Origin of the sequence: Saccharomonospora marina XMU15 (genome assembly GCF_000244955.1) — a bacterium.
In the GTDB taxonomy this organism is placed as follows: domain Bacteria; phylum Actinomycetota; class Actinomycetes; order Mycobacteriales; family Pseudonocardiaceae; genus Saccharomonospora_A; species Saccharomonospora_A marina.
The window spans coordinates 1,481,285-1,500,097 of record NZ_CM001439.1 but is presented as its reverse complement, the minus strand read 5'-3'; the positions used below and the strand labels follow the sequence as shown (position 1 = coordinate 1,500,097).

Sequence of the window (18,813 nt, the reverse complement as noted above, 5' to 3'; positions counted from 1 at the left end):
AAGGCCGCTAGTCCAGCTGGGTCATCACCTGTGAGGCGATCAACTCCAGATGGTCGAGGTCGGACAGGTCGAGCACCTGCAGATACAGCCTCTTGACGCCCGTCGCCTGGCTCCACCGGCCGATGGTGTCGACCGCCTCGGCCGGTGTGCCAGCCACGCCGTTGCGCCTCAGTTCCGAAACATCCCTGCCGATGGCACCTGCCCTGCGGGCGAGCTCTGCCTCGTCCCTGCCCACCGCCACCACCAGCGCGGCCGACCGGACGAGTTGTGCGGGGTCGCGCCCCAGCGCCGCCGCTGCCGCGTCCACCCGCTCGAACTGCTCGAGCGCGGTGGTGGTGTCGTTGAACGGGATGTTGAACTCGTCGGCGTACCGCGCGGCCAGCTCGGGCGTGCGCTTCCTGCCCGTGCCGCCGAGGATCACCGGCGGCCGGGGCCGCTGCGCGGGCTTCGGGAGTGCGGGCGCGTCGGCGAGCGTGTAGTGCTTGCCGTTGAAGGAGAACGTTTCGCCTTCCGGCGTCTCCCACAGGCCGGTGATGATCTCAAGTTGCTCGGCGTAGCGGTCGAAACGCTCGCGAAGCGGCGGCAGCGGGATGCCGTATGCCTCGTGCTCGGCCGCGTACCAGCCCGACCCCAGACCGAACTCCACCCGACCACCGGACATCTGGTCCACCTGCGCGACCGAGATCGCCAGCACCGAGGGGTGCCGGAAGGTCGCCGCTGTCACCAGCGTGCCGAGCCGGATACGGGAGGTCTGCCTCGCCAGCCCGGCCAGTGTGACCCAGGCGTCGGTCGGGCCGGGCAGGCCCGAGACCGACCCCATCTTCAAGAAGTGATCGGATCTGAAGAAGGCGTCGAAGCCCGCTTCCTCGGTCGCCTTGGCGACCCTCAGCAAATCGTCGTAGCCGGCGCCTTGTTGCGGCTCGGTGAAGATCCTCAGTTCCACCCGAGCGAGCCTAGTCCCCGGTCCCGCCGCGGGTGCCGGACCTGACCTGGTGCAGCAGCCTCACGATGACCTCCTGCACCTGCGCACCCACCCGCTCCGGCTCCGGAGAGCTGGCGATCTCGGTGGCGGCGCTGGACAGCGCACCGAACAACAGCCTCGAAGTGATCTCCACCGGCACGTCCACGACGTCGCCCGCGTCGATGAGGTCCTGCAGCCCCGCGCGGATCAGCCCGAAGCTGTAGCGGTCCTCGGCCTGGCGCCACCGCTGCCAGCCCATCACCACCGGTGCCTCGTGTATCGCGATGCGCTGGTACGCCGGGTCGAGGCAACTGTCGACGAACTCGCGCAGGCCGGCGAGCGCGCGTTCCCACGGCGGTTGCGACCCGCGCAGTATCTTCTCCAGGCGGCCTTTCACCTCAGTCTCCACGGCGTCGAACGCGGCTTCGAAAATGGCTTGCTTACCACTGAAGTGGTGATACAACGCACCTTTCGTCACCCTGGCACGCCTGGCAATCTCGTCGAGTGAGGTGCCGGCGTAGCCACGTTTCGTGAACAGCTCCACGGCACTCCTGACCAGCGCCGACCGGGTGGATTCCGAATAGCTTTCTCGCCTGGACCTCATTGTCGCCACGCTCACAACCTTACGCCCGCGCATCGGGTCCATACCGATGGTATGTTGATCGTGTCAGGTCCGTACCGGGAGTATGCCGGAAACCGACGGTATGACCCGGCTCACGGAAGGGGATCAGGCCATGAGCTGGAACGACTTCTACCGCAGGCGAGACGTCATGGACGCCGTACTCAAGCAGGCACGGCGCGACCCACAGGCACCGTTGCCGTTCGCCGAGATCAACGGCGCCAAGCAGGCCTTCGACAGCGAGGAGGAGCTGCTGCTGGCCCTGCACTACCGCTGGATGCAGGCGCTGAGCGGGCACCTGCGGGCGGCTGTCGCGGGACCGGAGGACGCCGCCGACGTACCCGGCGGCTGGGAACGCGACCACGTCGAGGCGGTGTCCAAGGCGTGGCGGGCGGCCGTTCGCGAACACCCGACACTGCACGCCGTTCTCGACGCCAACGTCGAGCGCTACCCGGCGCTGCGCCGCGCACACGAGGGCGAGCTTCGCATGCTCGCGCTCACCGCGGGGCTGGCGGACCCGGGGGAACCGCGCGACGAGGTGACACGCATCGGCGGCACTCTGGTGGCACTGCTGCGCAGCAAGGGTGCGTGCCAGGGCAGGAGTTCCAACCCGCTGGGCCAGTGGCTGCGCAGGCTGGCACCGACCGGATGACGATCCGGTAGCGGTGCGCGCACGAAGCCGCACACAGTGTTGGCGTGGTGCCAGCAGTTGTAGTTAGCTGTGCACCATGGCCGAACCGCGCGGGTGGAGCGAGTCCGACATACCCGATCAGGCGGGCCGCACCGCGCTCGTCACCGGCGCCAACTCCGGGCTGGGGCTGCGGACCGCCAGGGTGCTCGCCGCCGCGGGCGCACACGTGCTGCTCGGCTGCCGGTCGACGCGGCGAGGCGAGCGCGCGCTGCACGAGGTCGCGATCCTGGCGCGGGTCAAGCCCACGCTGGTGACCGTGGACCTCGCCGATCTGGCGAGTGTGCGCAAGGCGGCGGCGAAGGTGCGGGAGATCACCGGCGACGCGCTCGACATCCTGGTCAACAACGCCGGCGTGATGGCGACGCCGAGGGGAACCACCGTAGACGGGTTCGAGACGCAGTTCGGCACCAACTACGTCGGTCACGCCGCGCTGACCTGGTTGCTCATGCCCGCTCTTCGCGGAGGCACCGATGCCAGGGTCGTGACGGTTTCCAGCCGCTCGGCGGTCGCGGCCCGGCTGGACCTGGACGACCCGAACTTCACGCGGCGCAGGTACAACGCCGCGACCGCCTACGCGCAGGCCAAGCTGGCCGAGGAAGTGTTCGCCATGGAACTCGACCGGCGGTTGCGCGCGTACGGCGAGCCGGTGTCGAGCCTGGCCGCCCATCCCGGATACGCGGCGACCGGGCTGGCCCAGGGCATGGCGCGCTCCTATCCGAACCCGACGGTGCGGCGCGCCGTCGAAGCAGCGGGGCGCGTGGCGGCGCTGTTCGGGCAGAGCCCCCGGCTGGGCGCGCTGCCGCAGCTGTACGCCGCCACCGCACCCGGTGTCAGCGGCGGCGACTACTACGGACCTCGTGGCCTCGCCGGGTTGTGGGGACGGCCAGGGCGCGCACGGCCCACCCGCGCCGCGCTGGACCCCTCGCTCGGCGCCGGGCTGTGGGAACTCACCGCGCGATTGACCGGGATCACGCCCGATCCCGCGTAGTCGTGTGAGACCCCGCAACGGGCGTACCCTGAGGCCGTGACTGTGGTGCCGGAAGGCAGGAAGCTGCTGCGACTCGAGGTCCGCAACAGCCAGACGCCGATCGAGAAGAAGCCGTCGTGGATCAAGACACGCGCGCGAATGGGCCCGGAGTACACCGAACTGAAGGGCCTGGTTCGGCGCGAGGGGCTGCACACCGTGTGCGAAGAGGCGGGCTGCCCCAACATCTACGAGTGTTGGGAGGACCGCGAGGCCACCTTCCTCATCGGTGGTGACCAGTGCACGCGCCGGTGCGACTTCTGCCAGATCGACACGGGCAGGCCCGCCGAGTTGGACACCGACGAACCACGGCGAGTCGCGGAGAGCGTGCAGGCCATGGGTCTGCGGTACTCGACCGTCACCGGGGTGGCGCGCGACGACCTGCCCGACGGCGGTGCGTGGCTGTACGCCGAGACCGTGCGGCAGATCCACGCGATGAACCCCGGCACGGGCGTCGAGTTGCTGATTCCCGACTTCAACGCCGACGGCGAGCAACTCGCCGAGGTCTTCGGCTCCCGACCCGAGGTGCTCGCGCACAACATCGAGACCGTGCCCCGCATCTTCCGCCGCATCCGGCCGGGCTTTCGCTACGAGCGTTCGCTCGAGGTGATCTCGCGAGCCAGGCAGGCGGGTCTGGTGACCAAGTCGAACCTGATCCTCGGGATGGGTGAGCGGCCCGAGGAGGTCGAGCCCGCGATGCGTGACCTGGTGCGGGCAGGCTGCGAGATCCTCACCATCACCCAGTACCTGCGACCCTCCGTCCGGCACCATCCGGTGGACCGCTGGGTCAAGCCGGAGGAGTTCGTCGAGCACACCAGGGCCGCGGAGGCGCTCGGCTTCGCCGGCGTCATGGCTGGTCCGCTGGTGCGCTCCTCCTACCGAGCGGGCAAGCTCTTCGCTCAGACCAAGCAGCACCGTGGCGAACCGTTGCCGGACAATCTCCAGCACCTGGCCGCCGCCGCGCCCGCCGCACAGGAGGCCAGCAGTGTCCTGGCCCGGCAACGATGAACGGGGTAGCGCGGTCACGGGGATGATCCCGGGACAACCCTGAGGCCGGGTGAACCCGAAGAGCGCTAGTGTCGTCGTAGTGGTGACAGCGTCGCGGGGGGAACGCGTCGCGGGACGACACACAAGGGGACGCCGGTGGTAACCGATCTGCTCGACTGGCTGCAGAGCCAGCCTCAGCCCGCGCTCGTCGGAGCCACCGGACTGCTCGTGTTGCTGGAATGCACGATCGGGCTCGGGTTCATCGCGCCGGGCGAGTCCGGCCTACTGGTGGCCGCCACAACGGCGACGACCGCGCCCCGATTCCTGACGCTGTGGATCGTCGTCACCGCCTGCGCCGGCATCGGCGACTCGATCGGGTACGCGATCGGCAGGCGGTACGGGCCTCGGCTGCGCGAAACCAGGCTCATCCAGCGGTACGGCACCGACGCCTGGGACAAGGCGACCCGGTTCCTGCAGCGACGCGGCGCGTGGGCGGTGTTCTTCGCCCGATTCCTGCCGGTGGTGCGAACGCTGACCCCGGCCGCGGCGGGCACGTCGGGCCTGCCCTACCGCAAGTTCCTGCCCGCCGTCCTCTCCGGCGCCGCAGCCTGGTCGTTGCTGCACATCAGCCTTGGCGCCGCGCTCGGCGAGGCGGCACGGCGAGTGGAGGGCGTGCTCAGCACCGGCGGCATGATCGTGGTCGGCGTACTCGCGGCCGTGGCCGTGATCGCGCTCGTCCGGTACAAGCGCAGGAAGCTCGCCGCTCGGCTGGCAGCCCAGCCGAGCGACGAGCCTGTCGCCCATCAGGACTGAGCTAGGCGCGGCCGACTCAACGCGTGGACGACAGGTAGCGGCGCGCTGCGTTGTCGTGCTCCGAAGCGCCCGCCCGCCAGTCGGCGATCCACGGGCCGGTCCCCTCGCTCGGGTCGAGCACGCCTGCCTCCAGCCAGCTGTACCGGCCGTCGAGGACCGCCTTGGCCAGCCGCCGGTCGCCGGAGTCGGTGTTGTCCCACAGCGCGTCGAACAGCGCGGCGATCCGTAGTCGCGACTGGTCGCAGAACGCGTCGGCGAGTTCGTAGGCGGACCCACCGCGCTCGGCGTCGTCGTCGCGTTCCATCTCGGCGCGTACGCAACTGGCCGACATCGCGAACAACTCCGCGCCGATGTCCACGATCCTGGCGAGGAATGCCTGGCGCTTCTCCAACCCGGCCTGCCAGCGGGCCATGCCGTAGAACGTCGACCGCGCCAGTTTCCGTGCCGTGCGTTCGACGAACCGAAGATGCTCGGCCAGCGGCCCGAATTCCCGAAACGACGTCGGCAACTGGCCCTTGCCCGCGACTAGTTGCGGTAGCCAGCGCGCGTAGAAGCCGCTGGCCTTGGCCGCGGCGGTCGCCTTGCTGCGAAGGTCGGCCTCGGCATCGGCGAGGTCACCCGCCGCGCTGAGGTGCGCGTCGACCGCCTCCCTCGCGACCAGCAGGTGCATGATCTCCGTCGACCCCTCGAAGATCCGGTTGATCCGCAGGTCCCTGAGCAACTGCTCGGCAGGCACCGCGCGCTCCCCGCGCGCGGCAAGCGACTCCGCTGTCTCGTAGCCGCGGCCGCCACGGATCTGCACCAGCTCGTCGGCGATCAACCAGGCCATCTCGCTGGCCCACAGCTTCGCCAGCGCCGCCTCGATACGGATGTCGTTCCTGCCCTCGTCGGCCATGTGCGCCGAAAGGTCGACCACGGCTTCCAACGCGTACGTCGTTGCCGCGATGAAGGAGATCTTTCGCGCTACGGCCTCGTGGTCGCCGACGGGCTTGCCCCACTGCACCCGCTCCGCCGACCACTGCCTGGCGATCTTGAGCGCCCACTTGCCCGCACCCGCGCAGGAGGCGGGCACCGACAACCTTCCCGTGTTCAGCGTCGCCAGCGCGATCCGAAGCCCCTTGCCCTCGCCGCCGACGACGTTCTCCTTGGGCACCCGCACCTTGTGGAAGCGGGTCACGCCGTTCTCGATACCGCGCAGTCCCATGAACGCGTTGCGCCGCTCCACGGTGATACCCGGCGAGTCCGCCTCGACGATGAAGGCCGTGACACCGCCGGGGTGTCCCTCGCTCTTGGGCACCCTCGCCATCACGACCAGCAACTCGGCGACGACGCCGTTGGTGGTCCACAGTTTCACACCGTCGAGTTCGTAGGCCTGCCCGTCGGAGGTGGGAATCGCCGAGGTCGCCAGCCTCGCCGGATCAGAGCCCACGTCCGGCTCGGTGAGCAGGAACGCCGACACCGCGCCCTTGGCGCAGCGCGGCAGGTACTTTTCCTTCTGCTCCGGCGTGCCTGCCAGCTTCAACGGCTCCGGTACGCCGATGGACTGGTGTGCCGACAGCAACACGCTCAGGGTCGAGTGCACCGACCCGACCAGCATGAGCGCCTGGTTGTACGCCACCTGGGTCAGGCCGAGCCCACCGTAGGACTCGGGAATCTTGATGCCGAAGCAACCGAGTTCGGCCAGGCCCTTGACGTAGGTGTCAGGAATGCGGGCCTCCCGTTCGATCACCGCGGGGTCGAGGGTTTCGCAGTACTCCCGCAGCCTGGTGAGGAACCGCTCGGCTTTCGCGGCCTCCTCCGAACTGGGCCGTGGGTGCGGGTGGACGAGATCCATCCGGAAGCGGCCGAGGTACAACTCCTTGGCGAACGAGGGCTTCTGCCAGCCGCTCTCCCTCGCCTCCTCGGCGACCGCCCTGGCCTGCCTTTCCGTGACCTGCGTGTGGTCGGTCATCGGTCCTCCTCGCCGTCGGCAGCTCATCGCATGTGACCAGTGTTACTCAGCGGTAGCGGATCCGAAACCCGGAGAAGGAATGGACAACCTGCCCCATCGGGGGAGGCATCATGGAAAGCATGGCCGGTGCCGAGGAGTTTCAGCAGGCAAGGCGCCTGCTCGCGGGCGCATGCCGCATCGTCGTCATGACCGGAGCCGGGGTGTCCACGGAATCCGGTATCCCGGACTTTCGCGGCCCCAACGGGGTCTGGACGCGGGACCCCGGCGCGGAGCGGCGCTTCGACATCCATGCCTACCTCAACGAAAGGCAGGTACGAGAGCAGAGCTGGCGCGCAAGGGTCGACCACCCCGGCTGGCAAGCCGAGCCCAACCCTGCCCACACCGCGTTGGTGGACCTGGAACGCTCCGGCAAGCTGTCGTCGATCATCACCCAGAACATCGACGGGCTGCATCAGAAGGCGGGCTCGGACCCGGCTCGAGTCATCGAACTGCACGGCACCATGTTCGAGACCGTGTGCCTGAACTGCTCCGACCGACGCGACATGCGTCACGCGCTCGACCAGGTGCGGGCGGGCGAGACCGACCCACCGTGTGAGCTCTGCGGCGGCATTCTGAAGTCGGCCACCATCTCCTTCGGCCAGTCACTCGACCCCCGGGTCCTGGACAAGGCCCGGGTGGAGGCGGTGTTTTGCGATCTGCTGCTCGTGGCAGGCAGCTCCCTCACCGTGCACCCGGCGGCAGGCCTCGTCGGCCTCGCCGTCAGCTCCGGAGCGAGCGTCGTGGTGTGCAACGGCTCCGAAACGCCATACGACGACGCGGCGGCAGCGGTGCTGCGTGGCCCGCTCGGCGAGGTGTTACCCGACCTGGTCGGCGGTGTGAGGCCGGACTGATCCGGGTGGAACCCCGGCCCCTGCCCTCCGGGGCCCACCCGGTTTGGAGCCCTCCGCATCACGTCCCCGCTCGATCCCCCGCGGTCGCCGACAACGCTGCAGAAAGGTCACTCAGGGCACTCGGTCGGGCCGGTGTCAGCGCCCGGCCGTAGCCACTCCGCGCGGCGAATGACCTCGTAGCAGGCTCCCCTAACGTCTACCCGTTCGGTGTTGGTACTGCCAGATGGCGCAATGAGTTCGAAAGCCAACGTCACTCGAATGGCCGAGCTTCGGTAACGTCGCGTGATCGGACGGTGAGATGGCGGTGTGGGTGGCGGTGTGCATCCAGGATCGCGAGCGTCAACGCGACCAGTAGCAGCACCACAGAACACAGCAGCGCGAACGACAACGCGAGCGGATAGTTGCCGCCGTCATCGTTCACCACCGCGTGGAACACGGAGGCGAGCGCGGCCACGCCCACCGCCGTGCCGAGCCGCTGCCCGGTCTGCAACGCGCCTCCGGCGGCGCCCGCCATGCGCGTCGGCACCCTGTCGAGCGTCAGCGTGGTGTTCGGTGAGATCACCATGCCGCCCCCTACACCGGCGGCCAGCAACGGGCCTGCCGTCGCGTACCCGGTCGCCGAGGCAGGCACGTGCGGCACTATCAGGGCCACCAGGGCGAGCCCGGCCGCCACCAGCGACAACCCCGCGACCGTCAGCCTGCGGCCCCAGCGGTCGACGAGTCTGCCCGCCAGCGTGGCCGAGACCGCCGCGCCGAGTGCGAACGGTGTGACGGCCAGCCCGGACTGTAGTGGGGTGTAGCCCAACCCGTTCTGGAAGAACAGCGCGAAAACCAGCCAGATACCGGCGAAGCCGGAGAAGTAGACGGTCGCGATGGCCGCGCCCGTGGCGTAGCCGGGAGTCCGGGTGAACAGCCGCAGGTCCAGCAGTGGGGAACCGCGCCGTTTCAGCACCCGCCGCTCCCAGCGCACGAATGCGTAGCCGAACCCGACGGCGAGCGGAAGCAGCCACCAAAGCCTGCGAAGCCCGTCCTGCTCGAAGCGCACCAACGGGAGCAGCACTGCCAGCACCGCCGAGCCGAGCAACACGATGCCGGTGATGTCCAGCCGTGACCGCAGTGGCACCGCCTGCCGTGGCGCGCGAGGCAGCAGCCGGGCGGCGAGCACCAGGGCCAACACCCCGATCGGGACGTTGACGTAGAACACCCAGCGCCAGCCGTTCTCCACCCCGAACGCCGCGATGATCAACCCGCCCAGTATCGGGCCGAGTGCGGTGGAGATGGCCACCGTGGTGCCGAAGATGCCGAACGCCCTGCCCCGCTCGGCGCCGTGGAACAGTTCCTGGATCAGTCCGGTGTTCTGCGGGGTGAGCAGTCCGGCGGCCACCCCCTGCGCGAGCCGCGCCGCCACCAGCATCAACTCACTCGTCGCCGCTCCCGCTGTGGCACTGGTGACCACGAACGCCGTCAGCGCGACGAGGAACATGCGCCGCCGTCCCAGCGCATCACCCAGCCTGCCGCCGGACACCAGCACGAGGCCGAACGTGAGGGCGTACCCGGACACCACCCACTGCACGCCCGCCTCCGACGCCTCGAGGCCGCGCTGGATCGACGGCAGCGCGACGTTCACGATGCTGACGTCGAGCAGGGACATGAACCCCGCGGCAAGGGTGACGGCGAGGGAGCGCCAGCGGCGTGGATCTGGCTCGGCTGCTTCGGACGCCACCCCCTCCACGCTATTGCGGGGTGCGCTCAGCTGCTCGCTGTGATCCCCGGGATGCCTTTCAGCTCACCCATCAACATGGACGTGACCTTGACCGGGTAGTCGTACAGCGCGAACACCGTTTCCCGGTTCTTGCCCAGCAGCTTCAACCGCACCGGCGTGTCGCCGCGGTGGGCCTGCAGAGTCTGTTTGAGTTCGGTCACGACGCCGTGGGTGATCTTCTCCGCCGAGGCGAGCAACACCAGCGGAGGTTCCTCGTCGCCGTCGGTGACGTCGCTGAGGTCCAGCGGCACCAGCCCGGCGCCGAAGACCGACATCTTCTCCTCACGCCAGTTGACCCTGCCCTTGACCACCACGGCGTTGTCCTCCACCAGGTCTGCCGCGAACAGCGCGTAGGACTTCGGGAAGAACAGCACCTCCAAAGCGGCGTCCATGTCCTCGATCGTGCAGATCGCCCAGGGCTCGCCCCTCTTGTTGACCCGCCGCTCCATCGAGGTGATGAGCCCCGCGACCTCTATCTCGCCTTCCTTGGGCGGGTCGGCCAGTATCGCGGCGATCGGACGCTTGGCGTGCTTGCGCAGAATGCGCTCGGCGCCGTCCAGCGGGTGCGCCGAGACGTAGAGGCCGAGCATCTCGCGTTCGTAGGCCAGCAGTTGCTTGCGCGGATACTCCTCCTCGTCGAACCGCAGGTGCGCCAGCGGGGAGGACGACGACGTCGCGGCACTGTCGTCACCGCCGCCGAAGAGGTCGAACTGCCCCATCGCCTCCTGCCGCTTCAGCGGCACGACCGCTTCCACCGCCTCCTCGTGCACCCGGACCATGGAAAGCCGGGTATTGCCGAGCGAATCGAACGCTCCTGCCTTGATCAGCGACTCGATCACCCGCTTGTTGCAGGCCACCAGCTCGGACTTGTCGAGGAAGTCGGTGAAGGAGGAGTACTTGCCCTTCGAATCGCGCGTGGCGATGATCGAGTCCACCACGTTGGCGCCAACGTTGCGCACCGCACCCAGACCGAACCGGATGTCGTCGCCGACCGCGGCGAACCGCTGGCCCGACTCGTTGACGTCGGGCGGCAGCACCCTGATGCCGAGCCTGCGGCACTCTGACAGGTACACCGCCGACTTGTCCTTGTTGTCGCCCACAGAGGTGAGCAGCGCCGCCATGTACTCGGCCGGGTAGTTCGCCTTGAGGTAGGCCGTCCAGTACGCGATCAGTCCGTAGCCCGCCGCGTGGCTCTTGTTGAACGCGTATCCCGCGAAGGGCAGGATCGTGTCCCACAGCGCCTGGATCGCCTCGTCGGAGAAGCCACCGGGAACGAGTTCGCTGCTTCGCATCCCTTCCCGGAAGCCCTCGAACTCCTTCTCCAGCACCTCCTTCTTCTTCTTGCCCATCGCCCGCCGCAGCACGTCTGCGCGGCCCATCGAGTAACCCGCGACCTTCTGGGCGATCTGCATGATCTGCTCCTGATAGACGATCAGGCCGTAGGTTTCGGCCAGAATCTCCTTCAGGGGCTCCTCGAGCTGCGGATGGATCGGCTTGATCTGTTGCCGCCCGTTCTTGCGGTCGGCGTAGTCGTTGTGGGCGTTCATGCCCATCGGGCCCGGCCGGTACAGGGCGAGCACCGCGACGATGTCGTCGAAGCCGGTCGGCTGCATCCTGCGCAGCAGGTCACGCATGGCACCGCCGTCGAGCTGGAACACGCCGAGCGTGTCGCCCCGCCCGAGCAGCTTGTAAGCCTCTGGGTCGTCCAGTCCGAGCCGGTCGAGGTCGATCTGTTCACCACGGTTGGCCTTGACGTTGTCGATGGCGTCACCGATCACCGTCAGGTTGCGCAGGCCCAGGAAGTCCATCTTCAACAGGCCGATGGCCTCACAGGACGGGTAGTCCCAACCGGTGATCACGGCCCCGTCGTCGCGCTGCCACAGTGGAATGGCGTCCAGCAACGGCTCGCTGGACATGATGACCGCGCAGGCGTGCACTCCCGCGTTGCGGATCAGTCCCTCCAGCCCCCGCGCGGTATCGAAGATCGTCTTGACCTCCGGGTCGCTCTCCACGAGCGAGCGGACCTCTGCCGCCTCGGCGTAGCGCTCGTGCTCGGCGTCGACGATGCCCGCGAGCGGGATGTCCTTGGCCATGATCGGCGGGGGCAGCGCCTTGGAGATCCGGTCGGCGATCGCGTAGCCGGGCTGGCCGAAGTGCACCCTGGCCGCGTCCTTGATCGCGGCCTTCGTCTTGATCGTGCCGAACGTGATGACCTGGGCCACCCGGTCGGCGCCGTACTTCTCGGTGGCGTAGCGGACCATCTCACCGCGCCTGCGGTCGTCGAAGTCGATGTCGATGTCGGGCATCGACTCCCGCTCGGGGTTGAGGAACCGCTCGAACAGCAGCTTCTGCGGGATCGGGTCCAGGTTCGTGATACCGAGCGCGTAGGCCACCAACGATCCGGCCGCCGAACCACGGCCGGGCCCGACCCGGATACCGACCTTGCGCGCGTAGTTGATGAGGTCGGCGACCACCAGGAAGTAGGAGGGGAAGCCCTTCCCGGCGATCACCTGCAGCTCGAACTCGGCGCGCTCGCGGTAGCCGTCGGGAACACCGTCGGGGAAGCGCCACTGCAGGCCCTCCATCACCTCGTGGTGCAGCCAGCTCGCCTCGGTGTGTCCCTGCGGCACCTCGAACTTCGGCATCCGGTCGCGGTGGGCGTACACCTCCTCGTAGGACTGCACGCGCTCGGCGATCAGCAGGGTCGCGTCGGCCGCGCCGGGAACCTCGGTGTCCCAGTACTCGCGCATCTCGGCGGCGGACTTGAGGTAGTAGCCGTCGCCGTCGAACTTGAACCGGTTGGGGTCGGACAGGGTCTTGCCCGACTGCACGCACAGCAGCGCCGAGTGGGAGTCGGCCTGGTCCTTGGTGACGTAGTGGGAGTCGTTGGTGGCCAGCGGTCGAAGACCGAGTTCCCTTCCGATCTCCAGCAGACCCTCACGCACCGACCGCTCGATCGGCAGCCCGTGGTCCATCAGCTCGAGGAAGAAGTTGTCCTTGCCGAAGATGTCGCGGTAGTCGGCCGCCGCCCGCAGTGCCTCGGCCTGCTGCCCCAACCGCAACCGGGTCTGCACCTCGCCGGAGGGGCAGCCGGTGGTGGCGATGATGCCCTCGGCGTTCTCGGCGATCAATTCCCGGTCCATGCGGGGTTTGCGGTAGTAGCCCTGCATGCTGGCCAGTGACGAGAGCTTGAAAAGGTTGCGCAGCCCGGTGGCGTTCTCCGCCAGCATCGTCATGTGCGTGTAGGCGCCGCCGCCGGAGACGTCGCCACCCTCGCCGAACTCGTCGGCGCCCCGCTGGCTGCTCTGCCCCCAGAACACCGGCTTCTTGTGGAACCGGCTCTCCGGTGCGACGTAGGCCTCGATCCCGATGATCGGCTTGATGTCGGCCTTGCGCGCCTGCTGGTAGAACTCGTCGGCGCCGTACATGTTGCCGTGGTCGGTCATCCCCACCGCGGGCATTCCCAGCCTCGACGCCTCGCCGAACAGAGGAGCGATCTTCGCCGCACCGTCGAGCATCGAGTACTCGGTGTGGACATGCAGGTGGACGAAGGAATCGTTCGACACCAGCGAGAACCTCCCATTGAACGACATGAGCGCACGATGCGGCGCGAACCTCAGACTGCATACCCTAGACCGCGCCCGCGACAGAAACGCGGAGACTGGCCGCGCACGGCGGCAGGCGGAATCGCGGGTCCGGAAGTGGTGGACGAGGTGCGCATGATCGGCGACAGCGTGACGACATCGAGGATCTCAGCGGTGCTGCCTCACCTGATGCGCCTTCTGACGTCGTCAACCGCTTCGAGCAATGGTTCACTGCACCCATGACACGAGACGAGGCCCTCACCCTTCGCTACGCCGCCGGCTCCGACGTCGGTCAGCGGCGCAGTGAGAACGAGGACTCCGCCTATGCGACCGCGCACCTGCTCGCCGTGGCCGACGGCATGGGCGGACACGCGGCGGGCGAGGTGGCGAGCGCCCTTGCGATCGCCGCGATGGAAGCGCTCGACAACCGGCTCGCGGAAACGGGACGCGCCGGTGTCGACCTCGTGGAGGAACTAGCCGCAGGGGTGGCCGACGCCGCCGAGCGGCTCGACCGGCGAGCGGCCGAGGACCCCGCACTCACCGGGATGGGCACCACGCTGACCGCGATGCTGTGGGCCTACCCCAGCTTCGCGCTCGCCCACGTCGGCGATTCCCGTGGCTATCTGTTCAGGGACGGCGAGCTCAGCCAACTCACCCGGGACCACACCATGGTTCAGACCCTCGTGGATCAGGGCAGGATGCCCGCCGAACTCGCCGCACGTCACCCGAGCAGGTCCGTGCTGGTTCGAGCACTGATGGCGGGCTCCCCCGGCGAGCCCGACCTCTCGCTGCACACCGCGCGGCCCGGTGACAAGTACCTGCTGTGCTCGGACGGCCTCACGGACGTGGCGACGGCCGAGGACCTGAGTGAGGTCCTCGGCCGCGCGGCCGACCCCGAGGAGGCCGTTCACCAGTTGATCGACCTTGCCAACGAGGGCGGTGGGCCGGACAACATCACCTGCGTGGTGGCCGAGGTCGGCTCACCCTCGTGAGAGCAGGCCCACCCCGGCCGGTGTGAGTGGGTGTCACAAAGGCTCAGTGAGCGGTGCCCCTTCGCCACAACCTCCGGTGTGCCCCGCCACGCTCGGAACCACGCGATTCCTCGGTGGACTCGGTGGGCTGGGTGCCGACGTGCTCGACGACCTTGCGTGCGGGCATCACCGCGATGAGCAGTCCGGCGATGGCGGTGCCGAAGTGCAGCCACGTGTCGGCGGTGTCGATGGCCAGCGGGTTACCCAGGCCGCTCACCGGGTTGGTGTTGAAGACGCCGGTGATCGCCAGCCCCCACACGAACAGCAGGCCGAAGGCCACGAACAGCACCCAGCCGTAGGTGCGCGCCAGTCCGGAGTTCAGCGCCATGAGCACACCGAGCAAGCCGACACCGAGGTGGACCACGTTGTGCAGCGGGTTGATCGAGAAGATCCACATCGTGCTGTGCGTGCTGGCGGTGAAGTCGCCGAAGCCGCTGATCACCAGGCCGATGATGCCCAGCGCCAGGTAGATCAGACCGACCAGACCGGCAACGACCTGGACGGGCTGCAATCCGCGCACGCTCACGCGGGTCTCAGTCGGGGAACGTGTCATGACCGCCTCCTCATGGGTGTGCTGGGCGACACATCCTTTCGGGTACCCACGGTGACCAGCGTGGAAACCGCCGGGCACGCTCCGGCCGGTAGGGTCGTTGACCGTGGCACTCGGCGTGTGCCTGCTGTTCGACGGCAGGTCCGAACGAGCTCTGCGCGGGCTGTGGCTCCGGCTGGAGTCGCAGGGTGTGCCAACGCTGCACTCCCACACCCATGGACGGCACCATCCGCACGTGTCTTACGTGGTGCTGCTGGACTACGACGTCGAGGCGGTGCGCACCGCGGTGGACGCTCTCGCCGACCGGGGTGGCTTCGACCTCACCTTCGACGCCATCGCCGCGTTTCGCCGTGGCAGGGTGGCCCTCGTGCCCGCGGTACCCGCCGACCTGGTGCCACGGCAGCAGCAGGTGGTACAGGCCGTGCGTGGCAGCGGCGCCCTGGTGCACCGGCACTACGAGATCGGGCGATGGCTACCGCATTCCTCGCTGGCGACGAGGGCCACGACACAGCAACTGCCGCTGGTGGCCGCTGCCGCCTACGAGGTGCTGCCGCTGACCGTCCGCGTGAACAGAGCAGCCCTGATCGACAGTTCCACCGCGAGGCTGTGGCCGCTGGCCACGCTGCCCTGAGGTTGGGCAGCACCGAACCGGTACTGCCCGGGCTATTCGATCTGGTCGCGCCCGGCCTGCCAGGTGTCGCACGCCGACACCGTTTCGCCGTGGTAGCCACGCATCGCCCACCGGCGCTGTGTCCGGCTCGAGCCATGGGTTTCGCTGTCGACCCAGTTGCGGAAGTCGTCGACGGCCGCTTCGGCGAGATCGACGCTGACCGCCCCGCTGCCCGCGGCGCTGCCGAGGAACAGCCCGGCGAAGCAGTTGGCCTGCAACTCCACGCGCCTGCCCAGTTCCTTGTCCTGCGGGCTGTCCTGCTCGACCGTGGCGAGCCTGCGGTTCACCGCAGCCAGTATCCCGCTGAGATGCTGTACGTGGTGCCCGTACTCGTGGGCGAGGGTGGCCACGTGCGCCTCCCGCGCCAGGCCGAACGCGGCGAGCGTTCGGTCTCTGGGCAGATAGATGGTCATGTCCTTGTCGCAGTAGAGCCCGGTGGCCTCATCCCTCGGCGGGAGTGCTCCGCACGCGGTACGAGGTTCGTCGACGATGCGCACCCGCACCGGCTCGAACGAGACCCCCGCCAGGTCCAGCGCGGGTTTCCAGGCCGCGTCCAGACAACGCAACTGCGCCAGGTAGTAGGCGCGCAGCGCCGGACGCCCCGCCCCGAGTGGGGGCAGGTCACACGTGACCTTGCCAAGGCTCACGCCCGCCGTGAGCAACGCCGAATCCTGCGGCTGCGCCGCCGCCTGCCTTGCCGCCGCGCCGGAAACAGTTGTCGCGTCGCCGTTCGCGCGGTCCAGGGTGGGCACCACCAGGACCAGTGCGGCGACGAGTAGCAGCGCGGCAGCGACCGGGAGCGCCCACCGCCAGCTCCGGTCGGCGCCGCGCGGGCGCGGCTGCTGCGGGTCGTCCTGGGCATCCCACAACGTCAGTGGCAGGTCCTCGATGTACGGCCGACCGGCTCGGGTTTCGCTCGCCGGCCGGCCGGCATCGTCCCCCGCAGTGTCCACAGCAACCTTCTGGATCAGGTGTCTATACCGGCAACGAGAATAATCCGGGAACGCGGCAGGCAAGGTCACGAATGGGGAACGTAGTCGGCACGGTCGGTACGGCTACCACCCTGCCGAAGACCGGCGTGGGTGCGCGCAGCAGGGTTCGAACCTGCGACCCCCTGCCTGTAAGGCATCGCGGGTCCAGCGGTGTGCTCGTGCTTGGTTCCTACACGTGGCAAGTGAGCGAAGAGCCCACAACGATCGGGTCGTTGAACGATCACGTGCACGCAGGATGATCAGGCTGTTCACCTGTGTGCGTGCCGGCCGTAGCGTTGCCGGGCGGCTTCGCCCGAGGTGCCGACGATCGCGCCGATCGCGGCCCACGAGTAGCCGGCGTCACGGGCTGCGGTCACGGCGTCGAGAAGGTCGCGCTCGGCCTGGGCACGCTTTGCCATGGCCTTGCGCATCGCGGCCAGCGGCGCGGGGTCTCGGCGATCAGCCGGGTCCGGCTCGTGATCTTCGAACCTGCGGGCAAGCTCGTCCTGCTGGTTGAGGATCTCTTGCAGTGTGCGCGGCATCGTCTCACCTCCTGAGGTATTTCCTTCGCGAGAGCATGCAGTGCACGATCACCGGCCCTTCGTCGCTGTCGACGAGACCGACTTCCAGCAGCCGCGCCGAGCTGCTCGGGCCGATGAGCATGGTCACGTCGTCCTCTCCCATACGTCGACGGCGTTGCGCCAGGCGTGCAGGATGTCCTCCTCGGAGATCCCGTGCTTGTGAGCACTGGGCAGGATTACCGGCTCCGACCACACGATGCCAAGTTACCTTGCCGCCGACTCGATCGCAAGTTAACTTGCAAGCCGCGATGCGTCAGATGAGAAGTCGAGTGTTCTGTGGGCGCAGCAGGGTTCGAACCTGCGACCCCCTGCTTGTAAGGCAGGTGCTCTTCCACTGAGCTATGCGCCCGGCGGCGGCGCCCTTCGCAGCGGGCGCCGCCGAAACGTCACGTCAGGTTGGTGACGGCCTTCTTCCACGCCTCCTGGTCACGGGGCTCGCCAGGTGCGTTGACCTCGGCGAACCGCACGACGCCGTCGGTGTCGACCAGGAACGTCCCACGTACGGCAAGCCCCGCGTCGGCGTTGAACACACCGTACGCCTTCGCGACCTCGCCGTGCGGCCAGAAGTCCGACAGCAACGGGAACTGGTAGCCCTGTTGCTGCGCCCACGCCTTCAGCGAGAACGGCGTGTCCACCGAGATACCGAGGACCTGCACGTTCTCGCTTTCGTACTCGGCGAACTCGTCCCTGAGCTGGCACAGCTCACCCTGGCAGATGCCGCTGAAGGCGAACGGATAGAACACGAGTAGGACCGGCTTCTGCCCGCGGAACGAGGACAGCGTGACTTCCTGCTTGTTGTAGTCGTTGAGCGTGAAGTCCGGGGCCTGCTGCCCCACCTCGACCGCCATAGACGCGTTTCCTTCCACTCCGGTGGTGCGGCAACGAAAGATCATGTGCGCCGCATAACCCTATCGTGGTGGTGGGCGCGTGAGCACGCGCCCACCTGGGCGTCAACGACGTGATTTCGACCTCGGAACCAGCCGGGTGCCGGTCCAGCCCTCACCCACGCTGAGGTTGGAGGTCTGCGAAAGCCCCACGGTCGGTACCGCCTCGGCGATCTCGCTCGGCTCGACGTGCCCCGGCTGCCCCGTCTTCGGGGTGAGCACCCAGATGACGCCGTTCTCCTCCAGCGGAGCGCGGGCGTCCACCAGAGCATCGCCAAGGTCTCCGTCGCCGTCCCGCCACCAGAGCAGTACCACGTCGATAACCTCGTCCGCGTCCTCATCGAGGAGCTCACCGTCGATGTGCTCCTCGATGGCCGCTCGGACCTCCTCGTCGACGTCCTCGTCCCAGCCCAGCTCCTGGACCACCATGTCCGGCTTGATCCCGAGCCTCTCGGCGACGCTGTTCTGGTCAGCGTCTCCCGCGGCGACCACGACAGTCACTCCTCCAACTACAATTGTGTGCGGCGCGTCACTGGCGTGACAGCCGCACGTCTCGTACACGGATGGGGCTAGCGAACACTGGCGCGGCGCACGACGCAACCGTCCACACCGGATCGACCGCAACTCGTGTCCCGCAGCGTAGGAGCGTAGTGCCGACATCGCGACCGGGACCGGCTCGACTCCTTGCCGTGGGCGCCGCGCACAGCGTGCGCTGAACTAGGCTGGCAGTGTAGCTCCACCTGCGGCTTCAGCAGCGAGAACGCGACGAAGAGAGCCTCGCGACGTTACCACTCAGTAGTGGTGACGGGAGCCGCTTTTGCGGCGACGATGGCAGATGAACCAC

Annotated in this window: 18 protein-coding genes and 1 tRNA gene; 7 read left to right on the top strand and 12 right to left on the bottom strand. The window is 68.3% G+C overall.

Annotated elements, in window-relative coordinates; translation table 11 throughout:
- Positions 1 to 7 precede the first annotated feature (7 nt).
- Positions 8 to 943: an LLM class F420-dependent oxidoreductase gene (locus SACMADRAFT_RS07060; protein ID WP_009153104.1), complete on the bottom strand. Its 936-nt coding sequence runs from the start codon at positions 941 to 943 to the stop codon at positions 8 to 10.
- Positions 944 to 953: 10 nt separating this feature from the next.
- On the bottom strand, positions 954 to 1,565 hold the full coding sequence (locus tag SACMADRAFT_RS07055; protein WP_009153103.1) for a TetR/AcrR family transcriptional regulator: 612 nt from the start codon (positions 1,563 to 1,565) through the stop codon (positions 954 to 956).
- A gap of 130 nt (positions 1,566 to 1,695) precedes the next feature.
- Here SACMADRAFT_RS07055 and SACMADRAFT_RS07050 point away from each other — a divergent pair, with 130 nt between their 5' ends.
- The 4 genes from SACMADRAFT_RS07050 to SACMADRAFT_RS07035 all read left to right on the top strand — a co-directional run bounded on the left by SACMADRAFT_RS07050 (position 1,696) and on the right by SACMADRAFT_RS07035 (position 5,095).
- A complete protein-coding gene (locus SACMADRAFT_RS07050) occupies positions 1,696 to 2,232 on the top strand; it encodes a hypothetical protein (RefSeq protein WP_040926162.1) in 537 nt (178 codons plus the stop codon).
- Between the two features lie 76 nt (positions 2,233 to 2,308).
- Positions 2,309 to 3,259 (top strand): oxidoreductase, encoded by a 951-nt coding sequence (locus SACMADRAFT_RS07045; protein ID WP_009153101.1) that lies wholly within the window; start codon positions 2,309 to 2,311, stop codon positions 3,257 to 3,259.
- A gap of 36 nt (positions 3,260 to 3,295) precedes the next feature.
- The gene (gene lipA, locus SACMADRAFT_RS07040) at positions 3,296 to 4,303 is read left to right on the top strand and encodes a lipoyl synthase (RefSeq protein WP_040925579.1); all 1,008 of its coding nucleotides are present in this window, start codon (positions 3,296 to 3,298) and stop codon (positions 4,301 to 4,303) included.
- A 135-nt stretch (positions 4,304 to 4,438) separates the two neighbouring features.
- A complete protein-coding gene (locus tag SACMADRAFT_RS07035) occupies positions 4,439 to 5,095 on the top strand; it encodes a DedA family protein (protein ID WP_009153099.1) in 657 nt (218 codons plus the stop codon).
- A 16-nt stretch (positions 5,096 to 5,111) separates the two neighbouring features.
- Here SACMADRAFT_RS07035 and SACMADRAFT_RS07030 read toward each other — a convergent pair whose 3' ends face one another.
- A complete protein-coding gene (locus tag SACMADRAFT_RS07030; protein ID WP_009153098.1) occupies positions 5,112 to 7,046 on the bottom strand; it encodes an acyl-CoA dehydrogenase family protein in 1,935 nt (644 codons plus the stop codon).
- 110 nt (positions 7,047 to 7,156) lie between these two features.
- Between SACMADRAFT_RS07030 and SACMADRAFT_RS07025 the strand changes: the two genes are divergently transcribed.
- Positions 7,157 to 7,936 carry an SIR2 family NAD-dependent protein deacylase gene (locus tag SACMADRAFT_RS07025; RefSeq protein WP_009153097.1) on the top strand — a complete coding sequence of 260 codons (780 nt, stop codon included), beginning with the start codon at positions 7,157 to 7,159 and terminating at the stop codon, positions 7,934 to 7,936.
- Between the two features lie 250 nt (positions 7,937 to 8,186).
- Here the strand turns inward: SACMADRAFT_RS07025 and SACMADRAFT_RS07020 are convergent, their stop codons facing one another.
- Positions 8,187 to 9,659 (bottom strand): MFS transporter, encoded by a 1,473-nt coding sequence (locus tag SACMADRAFT_RS07020; RefSeq protein ID WP_040925578.1) that lies wholly within the window; start codon positions 9,657 to 9,659, stop codon positions 8,187 to 8,189.
- A 26-nt stretch (positions 9,660 to 9,685) separates the two neighbouring features.
- Positions 9,686 to 13,264: a DNA polymerase III subunit alpha gene (gene dnaE / locus SACMADRAFT_RS07015; RefSeq protein ID WP_009153095.1), complete on the bottom strand. Its 3,579-nt coding sequence runs from the start codon at positions 13,262 to 13,264 to the stop codon at positions 9,686 to 9,688.
- Positions 13,265 to 13,521: 257 nt separating this feature from the next.
- On the opposite strand from dnaE, the gene SACMADRAFT_RS07010 reads away from it, so the two are divergent.
- Positions 13,522 to 14,274, top strand: a complete 753-nt coding sequence (locus SACMADRAFT_RS07010; protein ID WP_009153094.1) for a PP2C family protein-serine/threonine phosphatase — start codon at positions 13,522 to 13,524, stop codon at positions 14,272 to 14,274.
- A 43-nt stretch (positions 14,275 to 14,317) separates the two neighbouring features.
- Here SACMADRAFT_RS07010 and SACMADRAFT_RS07005 read toward each other — a convergent pair whose 3' ends face one another.
- Positions 14,318 to 14,866, bottom strand: coding sequence for a DUF4383 domain-containing protein (locus tag SACMADRAFT_RS07005; protein ID WP_009153093.1), 549 nt, complete (start codon positions 14,864 to 14,866; stop codon positions 14,318 to 14,320).
- A 103-nt stretch (positions 14,867 to 14,969) separates the two neighbouring features.
- On the opposite strand from SACMADRAFT_RS07005, the gene SACMADRAFT_RS07000 reads away from it, so the two are divergent.
- Positions 14,970 to 15,494 (top strand): 2'-5' RNA ligase family protein, encoded by a 525-nt coding sequence (locus SACMADRAFT_RS07000; protein ID WP_009153092.1) that lies wholly within the window; start codon positions 14,970 to 14,972, stop codon positions 15,492 to 15,494.
- A gap of 32 nt (positions 15,495 to 15,526) precedes the next feature.
- Here SACMADRAFT_RS07000 and SACMADRAFT_RS06995 read toward each other — a convergent pair whose 3' ends face one another.
- The 6 genes from SACMADRAFT_RS06995 to SACMADRAFT_RS06975 form a co-directional block, all read right to left on the bottom strand.
- Entirely contained in the window at positions 15,527 to 16,486 is a 960-nt protein-coding gene (locus SACMADRAFT_RS06995) for a neutral zinc metallopeptidase (protein ID WP_009153091.1), read from the bottom strand.
- A gap of 287 nt (positions 16,487 to 16,773) precedes the next feature.
- Positions 16,774 to 17,046: a hypothetical protein gene (locus tag SACMADRAFT_RS06990; RefSeq protein WP_009153090.1), complete on the bottom strand. Its 273-nt coding sequence runs from the start codon at positions 17,044 to 17,046 to the stop codon at positions 16,774 to 16,776.
- Positions 17,047 to 17,050: 4 nt separating this feature from the next.
- Positions 17,051 to 17,173 carry a hypothetical protein gene (locus tag SACMADRAFT_RS31155; protein ID WP_269726580.1) on the bottom strand — a complete coding sequence of 41 codons (123 nt, stop codon included), beginning with the start codon at positions 17,171 to 17,173 and terminating at the stop codon, positions 17,051 to 17,053.
- Positions 17,174 to 17,362: 189 nt separating this feature from the next.
- Positions 17,363 to 17,434: transfer RNA gene (locus SACMADRAFT_RS06985), tRNA-Val, on the bottom strand.
- 37 nt (positions 17,435 to 17,471) lie between these two features.
- Complete coding sequence (locus tag SACMADRAFT_RS06980) at positions 17,472 to 17,933, bottom strand: peroxiredoxin (protein WP_009153089.1); 462 nt, start codon at positions 17,931 to 17,933, stop codon at positions 17,472 to 17,474.
- A 102-nt stretch (positions 17,934 to 18,035) separates the two neighbouring features.
- A complete protein-coding gene (locus tag SACMADRAFT_RS06975) occupies positions 18,036 to 18,461 on the bottom strand; it encodes a DUF3052 domain-containing protein (protein WP_009153088.1) in 426 nt (141 codons plus the stop codon).
- Positions 18,462 to 18,813: the final 352 nt, after the last annotated feature.